General features: G+C 41.2%; 21 protein-coding genes. 14 read left to right on the forward strand and 7 right to left on the reverse strand.

Translation table 11 applies throughout. The features are described 5' to 3' along the window. Window positions 1-13: 13 nt before the first annotated feature. The 4 genes from urtB to urtE are packed head-to-tail and all read left to right on the forward strand — an operon-like array spanning window position 14 to window position 4,272. Complete coding sequence (urtB, locus tag C3F34_RS07260) at window positions 14-1,639, forward strand: urea ABC transporter permease subunit UrtB (protein ID WP_104441326.1); 1,626 nt, start codon at window positions 14-16, stop codon at window positions 1,637-1,639. Window positions 1,640-1,644: 5 nt separating this feature from the next. Then, window positions 1,645-2,748 carry an urea ABC transporter permease subunit UrtC gene (gene urtC, locus C3F34_RS07265; RefSeq protein WP_104441327.1) on the forward strand — a complete coding sequence of 368 codons (1,104 nt, stop codon included), beginning with the start codon at window positions 1,645-1,647 and terminating at the stop codon, window positions 2,746-2,748. Then, entirely contained in the window at window positions 2,745-3,563 is an 819-nt protein-coding gene (urtD, locus tag C3F34_RS07270; RefSeq protein ID WP_104441328.1) for an urea ABC transporter ATP-binding protein UrtD, read from the forward strand. The genes urtC and urtD overlap by 4 nt, the downstream gene beginning before the upstream one ends. Window positions 3,564-3,573: 10 nt before the next feature. Continuing rightward, the gene (gene urtE, locus C3F34_RS07275; RefSeq protein ID WP_044738863.1) at window positions 3,574-4,272 is read left to right on the forward strand and encodes an urea ABC transporter ATP-binding subunit UrtE; all 699 of its coding nucleotides are present in this window, start codon (window positions 3,574-3,576) and stop codon (window positions 4,270-4,272) included. A 28-nt stretch (window positions 4,273-4,300) separates the two neighbouring features. On the opposite strand, the gene C3F34_RS07280 is transcribed toward urtE, so the two are convergent. Beyond that, a complete protein-coding gene (locus tag C3F34_RS07280; RefSeq protein ID WP_171284993.1) occupies window positions 4,301-5,044 on the reverse strand; it encodes a hypothetical protein in 744 nt (247 codons plus the stop codon). Between the two features lie 226 nt (window positions 5,045-5,270). Here C3F34_RS07280 and C3F34_RS07285 point away from each other — a divergent pair, with 226 nt between their 5' ends. Beyond that, window positions 5,271-5,771, forward strand: coding sequence for a DUF1877 family protein (locus tag C3F34_RS07285; RefSeq protein WP_044738865.1), 501 nt, complete (start codon window positions 5,271-5,273; stop codon window positions 5,769-5,771). Between the two features lie 72 nt (window positions 5,772-5,843). Here C3F34_RS07285 and C3F34_RS07290 read toward each other — a convergent pair whose 3' ends face one another. Next, window positions 5,844-6,566, reverse strand: a complete 723-nt coding sequence (locus C3F34_RS07290) for an outer membrane protein OmpK (protein WP_104442309.1) — start codon at window positions 6,564-6,566, stop codon at window positions 5,844-5,846. An 895-nt stretch (window positions 6,567-7,461) separates the two neighbouring features. Here C3F34_RS07290 and C3F34_RS07295 point away from each other — a divergent pair. From C3F34_RS07295 to C3F34_RS07315, 5 genes are all read left to right on the forward strand, one after another. Further along, the gene (locus C3F34_RS07295; RefSeq protein ID WP_104441329.1) at window positions 7,462-7,839 is read left to right on the forward strand and encodes an HPF/RaiA family ribosome-associated protein; all 378 of its coding nucleotides are present in this window, start codon (window positions 7,462-7,464) and stop codon (window positions 7,837-7,839) included. A 142-nt stretch (window positions 7,840-7,981) separates the two neighbouring features. Further along, window positions 7,982-8,524 (forward strand): ankyrin repeat domain-containing protein, encoded by a 543-nt coding sequence (locus C3F34_RS07300; RefSeq protein WP_104441330.1) that lies wholly within the window; start codon window positions 7,982-7,984, stop codon window positions 8,522-8,524. A gap of 15 nt (window positions 8,525-8,539) precedes the next feature. Then, window positions 8,540-9,310, forward strand: a complete 771-nt coding sequence (locus C3F34_RS07305) for a transporter (RefSeq protein ID WP_104441331.1) — start codon at window positions 8,540-8,542, stop codon at window positions 9,308-9,310. A 17-nt stretch (window positions 9,311-9,327) separates the two neighbouring features. Then, window positions 9,328-11,148, forward strand: coding sequence for a protein-disulfide reductase DsbD (gene dsbD, locus C3F34_RS07310; RefSeq protein ID WP_104441332.1), 1,821 nt, complete (start codon window positions 9,328-9,330; stop codon window positions 11,146-11,148). Window positions 11,149-11,150: 2 nt separating this feature from the next. Then, window positions 11,151-11,831: a glutathione S-transferase family protein gene (locus C3F34_RS07315; RefSeq protein WP_016168856.1), complete on the forward strand. Its 681-nt coding sequence runs from the start codon at window positions 11,151-11,153 to the stop codon at window positions 11,829-11,831. A gap of 14 nt (window positions 11,832-11,845) precedes the next feature. Here the strand turns inward: C3F34_RS07315 and C3F34_RS07320 are convergent, their stop codons facing one another. Then, window positions 11,846-13,045, reverse strand: a complete 1,200-nt coding sequence (locus C3F34_RS07320) for a GGDEF domain-containing protein (RefSeq protein ID WP_213064797.1) — start codon at window positions 13,043-13,045, stop codon at window positions 11,846-11,848. Between the two features lie 237 nt (window positions 13,046-13,282). Here C3F34_RS07320 and C3F34_RS07325 point away from each other — a divergent pair, with 237 nt between their 5' ends. Further along, window positions 13,283-13,849: an FMN-dependent NADH-azoreductase gene (locus C3F34_RS07325; RefSeq protein WP_016168854.1), complete on the forward strand. Its 567-nt coding sequence runs from the start codon at window positions 13,283-13,285 to the stop codon at window positions 13,847-13,849. A 55-nt stretch (window positions 13,850-13,904) separates the two neighbouring features. On the opposite strand, the gene C3F34_RS07330 is transcribed toward C3F34_RS07325, so the two are convergent. Continuing rightward, complete coding sequence (locus C3F34_RS07330) at window positions 13,905-14,816, reverse strand: alpha/beta hydrolase (protein WP_016168853.1); 912 nt, start codon at window positions 14,814-14,816, stop codon at window positions 13,905-13,907. A gap of 157 nt (window positions 14,817-14,973) precedes the next feature. Here C3F34_RS07330 and C3F34_RS07335 point away from each other — a divergent pair, with 157 nt between their 5' ends. After that, window positions 14,974-15,411, forward strand: a complete 438-nt coding sequence (locus C3F34_RS07335; protein WP_016168852.1) for a DUF2147 domain-containing protein — start codon at window positions 14,974-14,976, stop codon at window positions 15,409-15,411. 68 nt (window positions 15,412-15,479) lie between these two features. Here C3F34_RS07335 and C3F34_RS07340 read toward each other — a convergent pair whose 3' ends face one another. Both C3F34_RS07340 and C3F34_RS07345 read right to left on the reverse strand, forming a co-directional pair. Continuing rightward, window positions 15,480-15,830, reverse strand: coding sequence for an arsenate reductase (locus C3F34_RS07340; protein WP_016168851.1), 351 nt, complete (start codon window positions 15,828-15,830; stop codon window positions 15,480-15,482). A 475-nt stretch (window positions 15,831-16,305) separates the two neighbouring features. After that, complete coding sequence (locus C3F34_RS07345) at window positions 16,306-17,124, reverse strand: exodeoxyribonuclease III (protein WP_104441333.1); 819 nt, start codon at window positions 17,122-17,124, stop codon at window positions 16,306-16,308. 40 nt (window positions 17,125-17,164) lie between these two features. On the opposite strand from C3F34_RS07345, the gene pyrE reads away from it, so the two are divergent. Further along, a complete protein-coding gene (gene pyrE, locus C3F34_RS07350) occupies window positions 17,165-17,815 on the forward strand; it encodes an orotate phosphoribosyltransferase (RefSeq protein WP_016168849.1) in 651 nt (216 codons plus the stop codon). Window positions 17,816-18,077: 262 nt separating this feature from the next. Here pyrE and C3F34_RS07355 read toward each other — a convergent pair whose 3' ends face one another. Continuing rightward, complete coding sequence (locus C3F34_RS07355) at window positions 18,078-18,974, reverse strand: LysR substrate-binding domain-containing protein (RefSeq protein WP_044738874.1); 897 nt, start codon at window positions 18,972-18,974, stop codon at window positions 18,078-18,080. A 127-nt stretch (window positions 18,975-19,101) separates the two neighbouring features. Here C3F34_RS07355 and C3F34_RS07360 point away from each other — a divergent pair, with 127 nt between their 5' ends. Next, a complete protein-coding gene (locus C3F34_RS07360; RefSeq protein WP_044738875.1) occupies window positions 19,102-19,779 on the forward strand; it encodes a hydrolase in 678 nt (225 codons plus the stop codon).

Below are 19,779 nucleotides of genomic sequence, written 5' to 3' on the forward strand. Positions count from 1 at the left end.
GGGGAGTTTTTTCATGTCGATTAAGAGCTATTTTCTGGCGCTATTTTGCGCATGCCTACAAGTATTCTTCCATCCTGTTTGGGCCGAAACTTCTGTACAGGATGCACAACTGCAAGTTCAGCAGGCTGATCCGATTCAGCGTTTTGTTAAAGCTGATTTTGCTCAACGTCGTGCCATGTTAAACCAATGGCCTGCCAGTATTGAAAGCCTCGATCAGTTGGTGGCGTATATTGATCAAAATGAACTGTATCGAGATAGTGCAGGTCAAACTTATATCTTAAAAAATGATGAGAAGTTGTATCAATATCCTGCCATGCAAGAGCTGAGTACGTGGCCTGCCGATTTGTCTCAAGTTACTTTGGTGAATACGTTACGTAAAGCACTCAGTTTTGGGCAAGCCAAAATGAAATTGAAGTCGGATGAAACGAAACAACGTTTAGACGCCATTGATATTTTAGAAAATAATTTAGACGAACTTGATCCAGTCTGGATTCGTCAACTCTATCTGCAAGAACAAAACAATAAAGTCAAAGCACGTTTGCAACAGTTGAAAGCGCGTATGGATTTCAGCAGCCCTGATGCTTTGGTCAAGCTACAGGCTGTGCAGACTTTATCTGCATCGGATCGTCCCGGTGTCTTAGCCGTGATTGAACAAGAACTCAGTCAAGCAAACTTAAATCCTGAACTTGAAGCAGCTTTGCAGGCTGCAAAGAGCAGTATTAAAACTCGATTACAAGCCAGTGAGTGGGCGGGGCATGTCTTTTCAGGACTCAGTACCGCCAGTATTTTGCTGTTGGCGGCATTGGGTCTAGCCATTACTTATGGTCTGTTGGGCGTGATCAACATGGCGCATGGCGAGTTGATCATGATTGGTGCCTATACCACTTATGTGGTGCAAAGCCTCTTTAAAACCCATTTAGGTCAATATGTGGATTGGTACTTACTGGTCGCGATTCCCGCTGCCTTTTTGGTGAGTGCCTTAATTGGTATGTTGATTGAACGCACCGTGATTCGTCCCTTATATGGCAGACAACTGGAAACTTTGCTGGCGACCTTTGGGGTCAGCCTGATTTTAATGCAACTGGTGCGGATGATTTTTGGTGCACAAAATGTCGAAGTTTCCAATATTGCATGGCTTTCAGGTGGTATTTCCTTAACGCCAAGTTTAATGCTGCCATATAACCGCATTGCCATCATTGTCTTTACCGTCGCAGTACTCTTGCTGTTGGTCTATCTCTTGAATAAAACCCGCTTTGGTTTATTTGTTCGTGCTGTGACGCAAAACCGCCAGATGGCGCGTGCGGTGGGCATTCGTTCGGCACGCATTGATATGTTGGCGTTTGGTTTAGGTTCTGGTTTAGCTGGTTTGGCCGGCTGTGCTTTGGCACAAGTGGGCAATGTCGGTCCAGATTTGGGGCAAAATTATATTATTGATGCCTTCTTGGTGGTTGTGGTTGGCGGTGTTGGACAAGTGTGGGGTGCTGTACTGGCTGCCTTGGGGCTAGGGATCAGTGGTACGGTCCTAGAAATTGGTTTAGGTGCAGTACTGGCCAAAATTCTTCTATTGGTGCTTGTGATTCTGTTTATTCAGAAACGTCCACAAGGCTTGTTTGCTCTGAAAGGGCGTTTTGTGGAGTAAACCAGATGAAAATTACAACTTTATTTGCGGAAAATTCAGAGCGTACCTCGAACATCACAACAAAGTCCTATGGCACTTTGAGTATTGCAATGTGTTTCGCAGTGATGCTAATTGTGCCGTGGTTACATCTATTACCCGTTGAATCGGCATTCTATCTTTCCGCTTATTGGGTCACCTTGATTGGCAAAATCATGTGTCTTGCACTCGTGGCATTGGCTTTAGATTTGGTCTGGGGCTATGCAGGCATTTTAAGCTTGGGGCATGGACTATATTTTGCCCTTGGCGGTTATGCGTTTGGTATGTATTTGATGCGTGAATCGGCGGGGTCAGAACTGCCCGATTTCATGCGTTTTCTTAGCTGGACTGAATTGCCGTGGTATTGGGTCGGCACGGAACATTTTCTGTGGGCTTTGATTTTGGTGGTGTTGGTTCCAGGTTTAATCGCGTTCATTTTTGGCTTCTTCGCTTTTCGTTCCAAAATTAAAGGCGTGTATTTCTCTATCATCACCCAAGCTATGACTTTTGCTGCAGCATTACTGTTTTTCCGCAATGAAACAGGCTTCGGTGGCAATAATGGTTTCACAGGTTTTAAAACTATTTTGGGCATGGACATTACCTCGGCATCCATGCGCTCAACCCTGTGCTTTTTAACGGCATTGGTGTTGCTGCTGTGCTATTTGGGCCTACGTTACTTAATGAATCAACCTTATGGTCGGGTGCTGGGTGCGATTCGTGACAGCGAGAACCGCCTGCAATATTTGGGCTACCGTACCCTTTGGTACAAACTTTCGGCTTGGGTCTTGTCTGCGGTCATTGCAGGTATCGCGGGGGCGCTTTATGTCCCGCAAGCAGGCATTATTAATCCAAGTGAAATGAACCCTGTGAACTCCATTGAAATGGCGGTCTGGGTGGCAGCAGGTGGACGTGGCACTTTAATCGGTCCTATTTTAGGCGCGGGTTTAATTAATGCTGTGAAAACTTATTTCACTGTGGCTTATCCAGAAGCGTGGCTACTAATTTTGGGTGGTTTATTTATTGTGGTGACTTTATTCCTACCCAAAGGGGTAATTGGTCTGTTTGACCGTTTTAAAAAGGAGCATGATGCATGAGCGAAATCATTCAGCCGCATGGTGGACATGCTTCAGAAGGCTATGGGCGACCAAAAGAACAAGGTGCCGATTTTAGCCACGGGATCGCCCTGTATTTAGAAAAAGTCAGTGTCTGGTTTGATTCTTTTCGGGCCCTCAATGATTTGTCGCTATATATCGAACAAGGTGAGTTACGCTGCATTATTGGTCCGAATGGAGCAGGTAAAACCACATTGATGGATGTGATTACAGGGAAAACTCGCCCCACGGAAGGTTCAGCTTTTTTTGGACAAACCTATGATTTGGCCAAAATGAGTACCGAACAAATTGCCGAGTCAGGCATTGGGCGTAAATTCCAGAAACCCACCGTATTTGAAAACTTTACTGTACTGGAAAATTTACTATTGGCTGCACCCAAAGATAAACGGGTGAAAAAAAGCTTTTTCAGCAAATTGGATGCAGAGGTGCAGATTGCACTGGATCAAACCCTTGAACAGATTCGTTTAAAAGAATTGGTTAAGAAACCTGCGGGTTTGTTGTCTCATGGTCAAAAGCAATGGCTGGAAATTGGCATGTTGCTGATGCAACGCCCAAAACTGATTCTACTGGATGAACCTGTGGCAGGTATGACGGATGCGGAAACAGAGCGAACTGCGGAACTGTGTCTGGAACTAAAAAAAGAGCACACCTTGGTGGTGGTTGAACATGATATGAGTTTTATCGACACCATCAGTGAAAAAGTCACGGTCTTGGCACAAGGGGCGATTTTGGCAGAAGGAACGCTGGCAGAAGTGCAAGCCAATGAAGACGTGATTGAAAAATATTTGGGGCGTTAAGGAGCAGCACATGTTAGAAGTTAAGGCGGTAAACCAATATTATGGCGGTAGCCACATTTTACGTGATGTGTCGTTCCAAGCGCCGATAGGAGAATGTTCGGTGGTGTTAGGACGCAATGGTGTCGGTAAAACCACCTTACTGAAATGTCTGATGGGGATTTTACCCATCAAGTCAGGACAGATTGTATTGGATGGCAAAGACATTTCGAAATTGAGTCCTGAACAGCGAGTTCGGGCGGGTTTAGCTTATGTCCCACAAGGACGGGACATTTTTTCGACTTTAACCGTAGAAGAAAATATTTTAATTGGCATGGCGAAGTTCTCTGGTGCCAAAGCCAAGAAAGTGCCTGAATATCTGTATGAAATTTTTCCTATACTTCATGAAATGAAGCATCGCCGTGGAGGGGATTTATCGGGTGGACAGCAGCAGCAGTTGGCAATTGCCCGTGCACTGGCTTCTGAACCCAAAGTGTTAATTTTGGATGAACCGACAGAGGGTATTCAGCCGTCCATTATTAAAGATATTGGCCGTGTGATTCGTAAGCTGGCGGATGGAGGCGATATGGCAATCATCTTGGTGGAACAGTTTTATGACTTTGCTGAAGAACTGGCAGATGGCTATACCGTGATGGCACGTGGTCAAGTGATTGCACAGGGACGAGGTGTAGAAATGCCTGACAAAGGCATTAAAGATTTAGTGGCGATTTAAACAGGAAAGCCTCTGATGAGGCTTTTTCTTACTTGGTTTCTACCTTCAAATACGTGCCATTGGCCGAAACATTATGCCCAAAGCCACAGCCCGATGTATTTTGCTGTTCTTCCACCACAATTTGCTGTCCCTGCTGCGGGTGTGAGGTAAAGGTTAAATCAATCTGACAATCTTCATAATGGTATACGGCATGTTTCTGATTTAAAGGCATTTCTACATCAAAACTGCCGAGGTTTGGTCCATAAATTAGACCGCGTAAACCGAAGTAATAGCCTTCAAATTCAATTTGATAAGCATTTTTTAGTTTCTTTACGGTGATGGTGTCCCATTGTCCAAAGCCATTTTTCGCCACATAAGTTCCTGCCAATGATGTTGATTGTTGCATTTTGGGCAATTGGGACAAATTAAACTGGCTCATTTTAGAATCGGGGTTACGTAGAAACCATGCCCGTGCCCAAAGGGGCTTGCCCAGTTTGGCATACGTCAGCCCGACATTATTGTTGGCGATTTCGATATCACGATCTGTGACATTAACACCACTCTCTTCGGCATTGATCTGGCAAAAGTGAGACCAAGCTGCCTGATCTTCAAATTGGGTTAGTGCTTTGGCATATTGTTTTTGATCGTAATATTGCTTACCTAGACGCGCATATTGTTTTAGTTTGCCACAGCCTTGCTGTAATTGTTGTGTGTAGTCCAATTCAGCAGCTTGAGTGTTTGAAAATGAAAGCAGGAGGCTCATGGTACAGCCAAGTGTTAAAATTTTGAGAATATTCATTGTTATTCAAGTAGAAGAATAGAGTCCGGTTTATTCTACGGTAAATCGCATCAATTGAAATCTCCCAATGTTTGTAGAGGAAAGGTCAGACTCGACACAACCAAATCAAAGCCTTTGATTTTTAAGTTACAAACTACTGTTGAATTGACACATTTTAGCGAGTGTTTTGCAGTACAAATCGAGCTAAGCTAATTTCAATAAGTATAAGAAGGAGCTCATCATGGACGCGTTTCTTTTTAGCATAGCCCCGAATGATTTAGAAAACTTGATGCTTGATGCCTACAGCATGAAGGATATAGAACATGCCCCAAACTTACAGCAACAAATCGATTTGGGGAAACTATGGCCTGTGTTAGATCAGGTGTTAAGTCAACACAGTTCAGCAAGTTTGAGTTTGCATGATTTAATTTATGCTGAATATCCCATTTCAGAACATCCAAAACTAAAACCCGTCGCACGTTATAATCCTGCGGTCCATGTCATGGAATTAACACAGGCACTCGAACAAATCAGCACAGAAGATTTGCAAAAATATTGTCGGCAACATCGACCTACGTCTGATGTCGCTCAGTTATTAGGGGATAACACGGCTGAGTTGGATCAAGCTGAATTGACCTTATTGTTGACCCAATTAAAAAGCTTTTATCGCAATGCCATGCAACAAAATCACGCTGTTATTAGTCTGATTGCAGAGAATTTACGTCCAAAACGCTTAATTTAAACGATGGAACTTTTCATTTAGCCATAAAAAAAGCAAGACCGATGTCTTGCTTTTTTAACGTCAATTAAATTCTTAGAAATGGTATTTAATTAAAGCACTGACGTTATTTTCGTCTTTACCCGAAATACCGTATTTGTTATTCCATACTGACCATTCAGTACCAAGGTATAAACGTGTGTTTGGAGAAATGTGTTTACCTACATTCCATTTCCATTGTGTGGTCCAGTTCATTTCGCTCGCGTGATCACCTTTTTCAGCAGTTGACCAGTCTAAGAAGCCATCAACCAAGAAGTCTTCTGAACCCACTTTAAATGGCACACCGTAAACCAAAGTCATTTGGTAGTCATCTTTTTGCAAATCATTGTCGGCTTTGTAAAGGTTAACTTGCGCATATTGGAAATATGGAATCGCTAAATCTACACCAATACCATATAAGTAGTTATTGAAGCCTTCGCCACCTTCCCACGTGGTTGCAACCAATACATCTTTAATTGGTCCAAGCTCAAGTTTTTGACCAGAGACTGCACCGAGGCTCAAACGCGGTGAAACTTCGAAATAAGTTTCGTTGCCACTCACATCGTTATTGGTGCGGTCAGCAAAAGCGAAAAAATCACCGTATTGCAATTTTGCTGCGTATTCAAAAGTTACCGTACTTTGCTCGTCTTCACGTGCAATCAGTTGGTAATCTTCACCATATAAACCTGTGATACTAAAATCTTGCCAGATTGGCGCAGCTTGAGTAAAAGTTGCTGCAGTAGCCAATGCACATGTCGCCGCAATTTGAGTCAGTTTCATTAAAAATATCTCCCCCGAGAAAGCGTATAAAGGATACAGATTCTTTAGCAAAAATAAAGCCAAATTTGACCAATAATTTAAAAAATTAGCCATTGAAAAATAGCTTGTAAAAAGATAGTCAATGTTATTGAAAACATTGATCATTTTCCCAATCGGTGTATGTTTTATTGGTTTTTTTATACAGTAAAAATATGCTTTAAATTTTACGGATGTTTATTCATCAATATAAAAATGATATGCAACAAATATTTGCACCGATTCTGTGATAAATAATTAACCGAATGGTCAATTATGGGGAGTTTTGAATCACTATAAAAATATATAGGATTAAGATTGTTTTTTTAGCGGTTTAAGAGAATGGGGGTGTTCATCAACATCAAAGTTTCTTTATTGATTATGCAATAAAACTTATGAATGCACAGTCATCTCGGCAAATACCGTGTCACACAATCTGTTGATAATAAGTTCTTAACTTATACTCAAGCTCGTTTTCTCCAAAGCTTTTACCATTCGCTACAAATTGCACTGCGACACAGGTTTAATGCGACGATGTAGGGTGAATAATTTGACCGTAATAGCCAATTAAATTGTGGCAATAGGGCGCAGTGCGTATGGAGTTGATGAGTTCTTAACCATGCAAGTAAGGAGTTGTCATAATTGGTTATCCTTTTGCTATTTTTTTTAAAATAGCACTTGCATATTTTTGAGTTAAGCCCGATATTCAAAGGACAAGGACACGATTCTGCAGACTCAAAAGTGTTCATCATTTCAATGAGGAGATGAGTTCCAAAATTGATTAAAGATGTTCGAATGCTGTGTAAACAGCAAGTTACAAGCGTGCCAAGATAAAAAAGTTTTGCACAAAAAGATTCAGATAGATAAAGAGGATTAGATTATGAACATTGAAATCCGTACAGATAAAAACATTCAAAATAATGATCGTTTAATTAGTTATGTGCGTGCAGAACTGAATGAAGAATTCCAACGTCATAGTGAACGTATTACCCATTTCTCCGTACATTTAAGTGATGAGAATGGGGATAAAGGCGGCGATGATGATATTAAATGTATGATTGAAGCACGCCCAGCAGGATTAAAACCTGTGGTTGTGAATCACAAAGGACATAATGTTGATACCGCCTTGCATGGTGCTATTGATCGTTTGAAACGTAGTCTTGAGCATCTGTTTGAAAAAAGAGAAAATCCCCGAGGTGGGCAATTAGAATTTGCGGATGCTGATGCAGACAAAGATGCGATTGATGATGAAGATTAAGCTCAACTGATTGAGCCTAAAATAGAAAAAAGCCCTGCGGGGCTTTTTTTATATGAATTAAAAACTTTAGATATACATTTACATAAAACAAATGACCGAGAATTCGGCATAATATTCTGAAACTGATGAAAGAGTATGTTCCATGTTAACAGCACAACAACAAGTCTTTGTGCAGGCGATAGAAGAATTAGACCTGCCACAAGTACAACGTCTTTTGGCTGATGGTTTAGATCCAAACTTTATTGATGCTGAAAAAGGACCTGCTGTTTCAGTGTGGTCGGATGGTTTATTTCAATGGTGGGAACATGTCAGCGAAGCTTACGAAGCAGGTCAAGGACTCAGCGAAGAACAAAAACAGCAAGAATTAGCCGTTCATTTAGATATTTTGGAAGCCTTAATCCAAGCCAAAGCCAATTTTTATTTATGGGACAGTGAAGAGTTGTATGGCCCACTTTGGGATGCGGCGAGTTCAGCGTGTGTACCTGCTGTGCAGCGCTTATTGGCAATTAAAGTTGACCCAAATACGCGTGATGAGCAAGGGCTGACTATTTTATCTTCAATTAGTGATTTATTCTTTGATTGCGACTTTGATGAAATCAATTGGAGTGAAGCCTTACCAGAAGAACGTCAAACCCTAGAGTTGTTGCGTAGTCAGGGTGCAAAAATGTCGAAAGAATTAGCTTAATCACTGAGGCGAATCATGAAAAAATTACAACAATATGGCGTATTGGCACTGACTCTTGGTGCAGCTTGTCCAGCTTTTGCGGCAGACTTCTCTTTTGATCGACCAGGTTCGGGTATTGGGACAGGGATTACCCCAATTGGGCAATTGGCTTGGGAACAAGGTTTACCAAGTGCGAATTATGAAGAAAGTACGGTCAATGGTGTACAGCAAAAAACGACGACGCTAAATGCCGACATGTTACTCCGTACGGGGATTGCACATAACTTAGAATTACAACTGGGTTGGCAAGGGCCATCATGGAGCCAAGTCAAACAAGCGGGAAAAACCGTTGATGAAGATGGTTTAGGTGATGTGAGCATCGGTTTAAAAAGTGCAATTGATTTGAACGATGAAAACTTGACCATGGCTGTGCTTTTAGAAGCGGTGTTGGCCACAGGAAATGATGGCTTTACCGCAGAAGATGATATTTATGCCTTGGCGACTGCCGTTTCTTATAAGCAAAGCGATTTGGTCGATACGTCGATTACCATGCGCTATGAAGTTCAAAATGGGGATTGGGCTGTGACGGCAATCCCTACCATTGGCTATAAACTTTCTGACAAATGGTCTGGTTTTTCTGAATTTGTATATCGCAAAGCAGAGAGCCAAGATTATGAATATTCATTGGGCTCGGGGGTCATTTATGCATTGAATGACCGTACTCAGTTCGATGCCAGTGTGGGGGTCGTGCTCAGTGGCGCAGATAAGAGTTATCAATCAGGTTTAGGCGTTTCGTACTTATTCTAAGGGTGTCAGTCTTGTTTATGGAAAAGTCTCTGCTGCTTTCAAAATCTTATGGGCGCAGTGTGCTCTGGCTGTGTACTGTTTTGTTGGCTTTCTGTTCAACCTTCCTACATGCGCAGCAAGCCTTATTATCTGCCGAAGAGGCTTTTCCTGTTCAAGTCGAATCTGTAACTGCACAAGAAGTGCAGTTACATTGGGATATTCCCGAACATTATTATTTGTATCAGCATAAATTTGAAGTGCGGCAAGGGCAACATGTTTTGCCCTTAAAACTGCCAAAGGCAGAGGACTTGCATGATGATAACTATGGTCAAACTCAAGTTTATTATCAGCAGGTACAATTTAATGTGCCAACGCAGGCTTCACAAACATATCAAGTGACTTGGCAAGGTTGTGCCAAAGACCGTATTTGTTATCCACCACAAACCATTGAATTTAAAACCGATGCAGATGGTTTGGTGGCTTTGCAAAATCAATTTACAGCACCTAAGCGATTGTTAGATTTAAATTCGAATAACAATAGTGCTACCGTAGAAAATACAGATGCTTTAGATCAGACCAATGCAACATCTGCATCACAAACTGCTCAGGACCAACGCTGGTCTACGCAATTGGCACAGCGCTCACCGATTTATGGTTTATTGCTGTTCTTGGGTTTAGGCATTTTGCTGGCATTTACACCATGTTCTTTACCTATGATCCCAATTCTCAGCTCCTTGATTGTACGTGATCGGCGCGGAGTCAAAGCATGGATGATTGCTTTGGTCTTTGTATGCAGTATGGCGATGGTCTATGCAGTGTTGGGCTTGGTTGCCTCTTCCGCAGGTTTGAACTTTCAGCGTTGGTTACAACAGCCCTCAACTTTAATTGCGTTTAGTTTGCTGTTCGTGGTGTTTGCGCTCAATTTATTTGGACTATTCGAATTACGTTTGCCACATGCAGTGGTACATCGTTTAGATCATTGGCAGTCGATGCAGAAAGGCGGTAGCCTGATTGGCGCGGCAGTTATGGGCATGATTTCAGCTTTGCTGGTCGGTCCTTGTATGACAGCACCACTCGCAGGCGCTTTGCTATTTATTTCTCAAACCCAGAATCAGTGGCAAGGTGCTTTACTGTTGTTTACGCTGGGTTTTGGTATGGGCCTACCTTTATTGCTGGCCAGTATTCTTGGAGCTAAAGCCTTGCCAAAAGCAGGTTTATGGATGAACCAGATTAAGGTGTTATTTGCCTTTCTGATGTTAGCCTTAGCACTTTATTTCATTCGCCCCTTGCTTTCAGAAAGCTGGATGCAGGGTTTAAGTCTGTTATTGGGTCTTAGCTTTATCGGTTATGCGTTGTATCGTGCCCTATGGCAACAATCGCCTTTACGTCCATTATATCTTGTGATTTTGCTGTTGGTGGTACCTTATGTGTTTTATAGCCAATATCAACAAAGCCAGCGTTTCTTCGTAGAACAGGGGCAACAACAGATGCAGTGGCATGTGGCGCAAACCGCCGCAGAGTTTCAGCAAATTTTGGCACAAGCTCCGAAAGATCGGGCCATTGTGATTGATGTTTATGCAGACTGGTGCGTGGCATGTCAGCCGATTGAGCATCGCATTTTAAAATCCGCCCAAGTCCAGCAAGCACTCAGTCCATACACGCTGATTAAGTTGGATTTAAGTCATTACGATGCCAGTCATCAACAATTATTAAATCAATGGGATATTTTAGGCCCACCGACCTATTTATTTTTAACCCCTCAACAACAGGAAGTACGCGGACTCCGTTTAACAGGAGCATTTAGCGAAGCTGAGCTGTTGCAACAATTAAAACAATTCGGACAAGATCTAGGACCTTAATCATGTTAGAGCTTTATATTGCCAATAAAAATTATTCCAGCTGGTCGATGCGCCCATGGTTGGTGCTCAAAGCCTTTGAAATTCCTTTTCAAGAGCACATGATTTATTTTGATCGCGAACGCTCCATTGGCGCATTTAAGCAAAAATTATTGTCTATTTCGGACAATGCTAAAGTGCCGATTTTGTATGATCAAGAGGTCAAAGTCTGGGATTCTTTGGCTATTTGTGAATATTTAGCAGAACAATATCCTGAGTATGCGCTTTGGCCCAAGGATAAAGCTCAACGTGCCAGAGCCAGAAGTATCAGTGCGGAAATGCACAGTGGCTTTACCCAATTAAGAACCTTATGTGGCATGAATATTCGGGCACACTTGGCAGAAGTGGGTCAACGGCTTTGGGCTGAAAATAGCGAGTTAAGGCAAGATGTCGCACGTATTGAGCAAATCTGGGCAGAACGTCCAGATCTGGATGGGTTTCTCTGCGGAGCATTCAGTATTGCCGATGCATTTTATGCGCCTGTGGTGATGCGATTTAAAACGTATGCTTTGCCCGTGTCTGCATCGAGTCAGCGTTATATGCAAAGTATGTTACAACATCCTGCGGTACAGGCTTGGGTTGAAGCAGCGATGGTGGAAGGGCGTTGGGTCAATTATTTGGAAGCCTATCAAACCGAAGCTGAGTAAGTGAGAATAAAACACTAAGGGACAGACACCCCATTTTCTGTTTGCGCTTGGAAAATATGCACTTGATTACGTCCAGATGCTTTGGCCAAGTATAAGGCTTTATCCGCTTGGGTCAGTAACTGAAAGGGAGTTAAAGGGGATTGTGCGGTTGAAATTCCAAAACTGGCAGTCAGCGCAATACGGCTGCCATTATCATCCTTCAATTCTAAATGTTCAATTGCAGCGCGACAGCGTTCCGCCGTGTGTTGAGCCTGTTCAAGCGTGCTGTGATATAGCAGCAATAAAAACTCTTCTCCTCCAAAACGTCCCACAATATCGGTTTCACGTAAATGCTGCTTGAGCAGTTGCCCGACTAGAATCAAGGCTTCATCGCCTTTATGGTGCCCATGGCAGTCATTTATAGACTTAAAATGATCCAGATCAAGCAAGACTAAGGCATAATTTTGATTTTTCTTACGCTGGATGTGCTCTAAATATTGATTCAGACTACGCCGATTATAGGTATTGGTCAGTGGATCAATTCTGCTGAGTTGTTGAATGAGCTGTTCACGATTGCGCCATTGACTGAGTAGAATTTCAAATAAGATCAGACAAATCATGACCACAGGGGTAATGAAATACAGCATACTTCCAACCCAAAATGCATTGGCGTAGGTATCATTGGGTAAATTGAAAATGGGGGCATAAGGCAACATGCCATGTAAACTCAAATAACCACAAACAAATAAATATAAAGTTGAAGGGATTAAGGCGCTGTAAACAATTGAACGGGGAAATAAAATTAAACCTACCGTGAGTAAACTGACAAAAGAGCTTAAGGTCGCAGGGCTGAGTACGCCAATTAGATATGCATCTCGGCATAAAGAGGTAATAAAACACCACACCGTAATATAAGGTAAAAAACGTTTGACCCAAGCTTTGTGTTGCCAATAAATGCAAGGATAAATCAGGCTACTAAGCACGACGATAAAAATCAGATTCAGTACAATTTGTTGTTTAATGAGTCCTAAATTGGTCATGCTCCATAGGCTGGGGTTCAACCAAATAAAAATTTTCCAGAGCATCCAAATTAGATGAGTCACACAGCCTAAAATTAACATCAGAATACATTTATTCAATGTATTCCAGTTCATGATCACCCCATATTCAAGCACAATTTTCTTGAGTCTATGTTGAAGCGAGGCTGGAGATGGGGGCGGTGAGTTGGTCGTCATTGATTTTTATTCCCTCGACATCAACAATTCCTTTGTTGTTTTAAAGCGAGAATTATTTTTGCTAACCATAGCATAAATTTTAATCAAACTTTTGATTGCTTTACATTTCTCTTTTTCAGAGAGATTTAAATTTGTTCTAAAAATGGAACATAGTGTATTAACGGAAGTAATTATTCTATTTTTATAGATGGCCTAAACTTGCTTCTATTCCAAGAGAGCAAAAATTACGGTGGCATCATGAAAGTTTTACATATCGACTCAAGCATTTTAGGTACAGCATCAGTTTCGCGCCAGTTAAGCCAAGCGATTGTTGAGCAATTACAAGCGAAGCACGACAATGTACAGGTTGAGTATTTGGATTTGGCCGCACAGCCGATTCCACATCTAACTGCAGAAATCTTAATGGGTCAAAATGCTGAGCAAGCAGCTTTAGGTGAACAGATCATCCAGCAGTATTTAGCTGCAGATGTGGTCGTTGTAGGTGCAGCAATGTACAACTTTGGTTTGGCTTCAACCTTAAAAGCATGGATTGACCGTATTAGTGTTGCAGGTAAAACTTTTAAATATACTGAAAATGGTCCTGTAGGTTTGGCTGGCAATAAACAGGTTTATATTGCCAGCAGTCGTGGCGGTGTCTATGGTGATAATAGTCCTGCGGATTTCCAAGAAGGCTTTTTGAAAACGGTGTTTAACTTTACTGGTGTCGAGCAGGTAGATGTTGTACGTGCTGAAGGTGTCAATATGGGTGAAGAACTTAAAAATAAAGCGATTGAAGCAGCTTTGGCACAGGTTAAACTCATCTAAGCTTGAAGATTAAGAAACGAAAAGGTCAGCAGATGCTGACCTTTTTTATGGCATTTTAATTTTTATCTAGGCGGTGCGCGAATGCGGCTAAATCTGCTAAAGCTTGTTGGGCTTCTTCAAACCAAGCACTAAACATATGAAAGTTATGCCACATCCCTGTGTAAATCTTAAATTCAACTTGAACGCCTGCAGCCTCGGCTTGTTGCTGAAAGCGTTGCCCATCATCCATTAAAATTTCTTTAGAACCGACCTGAATCAGTGTCGGAGGTAAACCCGTCAAATCATCGAATAAAGGTGAGACGCGTGGGTCTCCACGATCAATGTCCGCAGGTAAATAGTAATCAATGCCTGCTTCGAGGGCTTCAATAGAAAGTAAGGCATCATGCTTTTGATTAAAGCGCAGTGATTCACTGGTCAGGGTCAAATCTAAAAATGGGGAAAGCAAAATTAAACCACTGACCTGTTCGAGTTGTGCTTGGCGGATTTTAATTGCCAAAGCAACTGCGAGGTTTGCACCGCAAGAATCACCCGATAAAATAATATCTTTGGCTAGAATACCTTGATCCAGTAAATTTAAATACGTGTTGAACAGTGCATCAATTGCTTCTGGGAACGGGTGTTCTGGTGAGAGTGGATAATCGACATGTAACACCTGCATTTGTGTCCGTGCTGCGATTTGGCTCAAAAATGCACGATGCGTATTTAGTGAACCCAGAAAAAAAGCACCACCGTGAATATGGAAGATGAGCTGGGTCGATTCCTTTTGTGGTTTAAGTTCTTCGGCATTCAATTGCCCTAAACGTAAAGGACGAACTTGGACATCTGCCTGAGTCGGGAAAATCTTACAGAGTTGTTCTAAGCCATGTCGCAGTATATTTGGGGGGAGATTGTATTGGCTCGGCGTACGGATGGTCGTTTTTAAAAGACTTTCTGTAATGAATTGTTTCCACGGTGCTGATATCTTCACGGTTCTTCCATTTTGTTATAAATTATGCCTAATAGTAGTATATTTACCCACAATAATTACAAGGGTACACTAAACAGTCACATTCAAGAATTGCAAATTTGCTGTGGCTTTACAATACTTAAAGACGTCTACAGACAGACTAGGGAAATCAACAAAAATGAAAAAAATTGCACTTGCATTAGGATTGCTCGGATTAACCGTACTTGCGAATGCGGCTGATCCATTAAATGGCACAGTTTGGAAAACCATTGATGATAAAACCAAGCAACCACGTGCGGTTGTGAAATTTACTGAGCAAAAAAATGGTGTTTTGACTGCCAGCATTCAAAGCATTTTGACACCAGGTGAAGAAAATGCTTGCAGTAAATGTGAAGGTCCATATCACAACAAATCATTGAAAGGCCTAACGATCGTTCGTGGTCTGAAAAATGTCGGCGGCACAAAATATGATGAGGGTACGATTTTAGACCCGAAAAATGGCAAAACCTATAGCTTAAAAGGTGAACTGACTTCGGGTGGGAAAAAGCTTGAGCTCCGTGGTTATTTGGGTGTAGCTGTATTAGGACGTAACCAAACTTGGGTTCGTATGAACTAAAGTGGTAAAAAAGATGTGATCAAAAGCCTGATTGTCTATCAGGCTTTTTTACATCTAAAAAGTGCCTTTTAAGCAGGAATTGCTCGATAAGCCGCTTCATCAAAACCGACCAGATAACCTTGAGCAGTTTGTAAAACAGGGCGCTTGATTAAACTCGGCTGTGCCATCAGAGTTTCGATTAATTGGTCTTGTGAAGCCAAGGCGTGTAGTTGTTCTGCTTCAGTCAGTTTACGCCAAGTGGTGCCTTTTTTATTGAGAATCAGCTCTTGTCCAACTTGGTCTAGCCAAGTTTTTAAGGTGTCGGCATCAATCCCTTGTTTTTTATAATCATGAAATTCATAGGTCAAGCCCAGTTCAGTCAGCAAATCGAAGGCTTTTTTCATGGAGCTACAGTTTTTAATGCCATAAATTTTTAGCATACAGAATACATTCCTGAAGATAATGATTGAGCATAGGGTAAACAAAAAAATCTGCTTTCTCTAGCATTGCAGGAAAATTAGGCGAAAGATGCTGATGTCATGGGAATTGTCATCGAATTGCAATCTAAACTTGGCATGCTATGTTCATGAAAAACAAGAATGTTAAAACAATCAAAACATCAGCGCTTAAATAAAAATAAGCAATAAAAAAGAGAAAACCCGCATTTAATCATCCTGATTATGCGGGTCTCATTACAACGTCCATTGTCACATCCTTGAAAACAAACTCAAAACGAGTTGTGTTTTATTCCATCCTACGGCTTCCTATCCCTTTGCTGTCATCCTGACATGTCCCTGTGCCGTGCCGCTATGATGCCGTTTCTGACCGAGGATAAAAAGACCACAAATGCGTCATGTGCTGTGAGCAAAAAGATAATATTGAGTGAACATTTGTTCACTCAAATGCGCAAACTATTTAAATTTGATAGTCAATAATGACGGGTGCATGGTCACTAAACCATTCATCTTTATACACCCAAGCATTGACTGTACGTGACTTCCAGTCAGGTGAACAGGCTTGGTAATCAATACGCCAACCGACGTTCTTGGCACGGGCTTGCCCACGATTCGACCACCAAGAATAAAGCTCAGCTTCTTTGCGTACTTCGCGGAAGGTATCGACATAACCGAGTTCATCATAAATATGATCGAGCCAGGCACGTTCATGTGGTAAGCAGCCTGAAGATTTTTGATTGCCCGACCAGTTTTTAATATCAATGCGCTTATGCACAATATTGTAGTCACCACACACAATGATGGATTTATTTTCAGCGCGCCATTGTTTAAGAATCTGTTGATAATTTTCTAAAAAATGATCTTTGCGTGCTTGTGCTTCGTCACCTGACGAGCCTGAAGGTAAATACAAAGAGCAAATATGAACAGGTTGATCTAAACCTAAATCAAATTCTGCACTGATAAAGCGTCCTTGAGAGTCGGCCAGTTCAAAACCTAAACCATCTGTTACAGACACAAAGGGTAAACGGCTATAAATAGCCGTGCCTGCATAACCTGCACGCTCCGCAGGAAATAAATGTGTGTACCAACCTTCAGGTTTAAATTTATCTGTCCATTGTGCATGAGTGATGCGACTTTCTTGCATGCACACCACATCGGCATCGGACTGTTCTAACCATTCCAATAAGCCTTTGGCTACGGATGAACGTAAGCCATTTACGTTAATTGAAACCACTCGTAAAATTTTTTGATCACTTGGGTAGCTACTCTTTGGTATCATGCGCAGTCATAACCTCAATGTATGAATTTCGGAGCACCTCATGTCAACGCCAGCTCAATTTAACCCACAAGCATTTATCGAACTCGCTTTATCACGTGGTGTGCTTAAATTTGGTGAGTTTACTTTAAAATCAGGCCGAGTGAGTCCTTATTTTTTTAATGCTGGTTTATTGAATGATGGTGAGGCTCTATCACTGTTGGCTTCTGGTTATGCAGATAAATTAACTCAGTGTGACAATGTCGAAGTGGTGTTTGGCCCTGCATATAAAGGGATTCCTTTTGTCGCAGCAACGGCTGTAGCATTGTCGCAAAATCATGGTGTGAGTGTGCCATGGGGCTTTAACCGTAAAGAAGCGAAAGACCACGGTGAAGGTGGCGTGTTGGTCGGTGCATCGGTTGCAGGCAAAAAGGTCTGGATCATTGATGATGTAATTACCGCAGGAACAGCGATTCGTGAAGTGGTCACCATTCTAAAAAATGCAGGTGCACAAATTGCAGGTGTATTGGTGGCATTAGACCGTCAGGAAAAAGGTCAGGGTGAATTATCTGCCATTCAGGAAGTACAAAAAGAATTGGAAATTCCTGTACATGCCTTAATTACCATGAAAGATTTAATGAATTATTTAGATGCCAAAGGTGAAAGCGAAGCCTTGGCGAAAATGGAAGCCTACCGTGTGAAATACGGAATCTAAGTCTATATGGACTTGAAAAAAAGGAAGCGATGGCTTCCTTTTTTCATTTATCAGCGGATTAAACTGTTGAGTAGATCTCATTAAATTTGTAAAAAATTGGTTACATCATAATCGTGGAACGTGAAGAATCATGAAAAAGCCGTTCTAGTGCGCTGAACCCTAGAATGGTTTTGACTAAGATGTTGATTATTATATGAAAATTTAAAGAACTTCGTATAACGACCATTATGTTGATTTTAAAAGAATTTAAGAACTGGTTACTTTAATATTTCTCAAATTCAGCGATTAAAAAGTCAATTAATGCTTTAACAGAAGGTAATAAGCCCCTTCTTGATGTATATGCTAAATGGATCAACTCAGGTTTTGGTTCCCAATCTGGAAGAACTTTTACCAATCGACCTTCTTTCAAATCATTATGAATGATTAATTCAGGTAACTTAGCGATACCTAATCCCTGTAATGTTGCAAGATGCAAAGCATTTAAGTCTGTTGTTGTTAATCGTGGCTCGCACTTCAAAAGATACTGTTCATTATTTTCATTGAATAACCTCCAGTTATATTCAGGAACAAAAGATTCCATCATAAGAATGGGCCACTGATTTAATTCACTAGGATGTTTTATTGAAAAGTGCTTATAAGCTAATTCTGGGCTAGCAACAATAAATTGCTTAGACAATGACAAGTCACGCACGACAAGATCGCTATCTTCTAAAGGTAAAGGCCTAATTCTAATTGCTACATCATATCGCTCATTAATTAAATCAACTTTCCTATTAGTAGCTTCAACATGTAATCGAACTTTAGGAAACTTTATCAAGAAATCGTTAAGCATCTTACTTACATTGAAATGCAATAAGTTGACAGGGCATGAAATCTTAACTGTACCGGCAGGTTCAATACTTAACATTTCTATAGCAGTATCGGCAGCTTCTGCCTCAATAATCATAGCTTGGCAATGCTGATAGTAGATTTTCCCCACCTCAGTAATAGAGATATTCCGGGTATTTCTATGTAAAAGCTTCACGCCTAAGCGCTTTTCTAATTCAGCAATTCTTCTGCTTAATAATGATTTTGTCACCATTAACTCATTACTGGCTGCAGAAAAACCACCATATTCAATGACTTTTGCAAAATAATAGAGATCGTTGAAATCCTTCATTCATAGCCTACTAAATAATCAAATTGTTCTTTAAATATGACAATGATTTCTATATTAGATATTTTTAATCAATTGTTATACCAATATTATAAGAATTACTAGCTAATCAAAATCTAAGGAAATAAAAATGTCTACTCCAGCGAACTTTAACGGTCAACGTCCTGTTATCGATCCATCTGATTCAGTAATGCTTTTGATTGACCACCAAAGTGGTCTATTTCAGACTGTAGGCGACATGCTTATGCCTGAACTTCGCCAAAGAGCTGCTGCATTAGCTAAAATGGCTACATTAGCAAACATTCCTGTGATCACCACAGCATCTGTACCACAAGGTCCGAATGGTCCACTAATTCCAGAAATTCATCAAAATGCTCCACATGCACAATATGTAGCGCGTAAAGGTGAAATCAACGCTTGGGATAACCCAGATTTTGTAAATGCGGTTAAAGCCACAGGTAAAAAAACCTTAATTATTGCAGGTACAATTACTAGTGTATGTATGGCATTCCCTGCTATCAGTGCTGTAGCGGAAGGTTATAAGGTTTTTGCAGTAGTCGATGCTTCTGGTACTTATACTAAAATGGCCCAAGAAATCACCCTAGCTCGTGTTGTTCAAGCAGGTGTTGTTCCTATGGACACAGCAGCTGTTGCTTCAGAGATTCAAAAGACTTGGAACCGTGAAGATGCTCAAGAATGGGCGCAAGTGTATACCAAAATTTTCCCTGCATATGAACTACTTATTGAAAGTTATTCAAAAGCCCAAGAAGTAGTCCAACACAACGAAATTTTAGATTCTAATCGATAA

Origin of the sequence: Acinetobacter sp. ACNIH2 (assembly GCF_002934965.1) — a bacterium.
In the GTDB taxonomy this organism is placed as follows: Bacteria; Pseudomonadota; Gammaproteobacteria; order Pseudomonadales; family Moraxellaceae; genus Acinetobacter; species Acinetobacter tandoii.

Excerpts from the sequence above, each read along its gene's own strand:
- pyrE (WP_016168849.1), top strand. The coding sequence starts at position 17,165 with ATGTCAACGCCAGCTCAATTTAACCCACAAGCATTTATCGAACTCGCT.
- C3F34_RS07325 (WP_016168854.1), top strand. The coding sequence starts at position 13,283 with ATGAAAGTTTTACATATCGACTCAAGCATTTTAGGTACAGCATCAGTT.
- C3F34_RS07355 (WP_044738874.1), bottom strand. The coding sequence starts at position 18,974 with ATGAAGGATTTCAACGATCTCTATTATTTTGCAAAAGTCATTGAATAT.
- C3F34_RS07315 (WP_016168856.1), top strand. The coding sequence starts at position 11,151 with ATGTTAGAGCTTTATATTGCCAATAAAAATTATTCCAGCTGGTCGATG.
- C3F34_RS07345 (WP_104441333.1), bottom strand. The coding sequence starts at position 17,124 with ATGATACCAAAGAGTAGCTACCCAAGTGATCAAAAAATTTTACGAGTG.
- C3F34_RS07335 (WP_016168852.1), top strand. The coding sequence starts at position 14,974 with ATGAAAAAAATTGCACTTGCATTAGGATTGCTCGGATTAACCGTACTT.
- C3F34_RS07320 (WP_213064797.1), bottom strand. The coding sequence starts at position 13,045 with ATGACGACCAACTCACCGCCCCCATCTCCAGCCTCGCTTCAACATAGA.
- C3F34_RS07305 (WP_104441331.1), top strand. The coding sequence starts at position 8,540 with ATGAAAAAATTACAACAATATGGCGTATTGGCACTGACTCTTGGTGCA.
- C3F34_RS07295 (WP_104441329.1), top strand. The coding sequence starts at position 7,462 with ATGAACATTGAAATCCGTACAGATAAAAACATTCAAAATAATGATCGT.
- C3F34_RS07340 (WP_016168851.1), bottom strand. The coding sequence starts at position 15,830 with ATGCTAAAAATTTATGGCATTAAAAACTGTAGCTCCATGAAAAAAGCC.
- C3F34_RS07285 (WP_044738865.1), top strand. The coding sequence starts at position 5,271 with ATGGACGCGTTTCTTTTTAGCATAGCCCCGAATGATTTAGAAAACTTG.
- C3F34_RS07360 (WP_044738875.1), top strand. The coding sequence starts at position 19,102 with ATGTCTACTCCAGCGAACTTTAACGGTCAACGTCCTGTTATCGATCCA.
- dsbD (WP_104441332.1), top strand. The coding sequence starts at position 9,328 with ATGGAAAAGTCTCTGCTGCTTTCAAAATCTTATGGGCGCAGTGTGCTC.
- C3F34_RS07300 (WP_104441330.1), top strand. The coding sequence starts at position 7,982 with ATGTTAACAGCACAACAACAAGTCTTTGTGCAGGCGATAGAAGAATTA.
- urtB (WP_104441326.1), top strand. The coding sequence starts at position 14 with ATGTCGATTAAGAGCTATTTTCTGGCGCTATTTTGCGCATGCCTACAA.
- C3F34_RS07290 (WP_104442309.1), bottom strand. The coding sequence starts at position 6,566 with ATGAAACTGACTCAAATTGCGGCGACATGTGCATTGGCTACTGCAGCA.
- urtD (WP_104441328.1), top strand. The coding sequence starts at position 2,745 with ATGAGCGAAATCATTCAGCCGCATGGTGGACATGCTTCAGAAGGCTAT.
- urtE (WP_044738863.1), top strand. The coding sequence starts at position 3,574 with ATGTTAGAAGTTAAGGCGGTAAACCAATATTATGGCGGTAGCCACATT.
- urtC (WP_104441327.1), top strand. The coding sequence starts at position 1,645 with ATGAAAATTACAACTTTATTTGCGGAAAATTCAGAGCGTACCTCGAAC.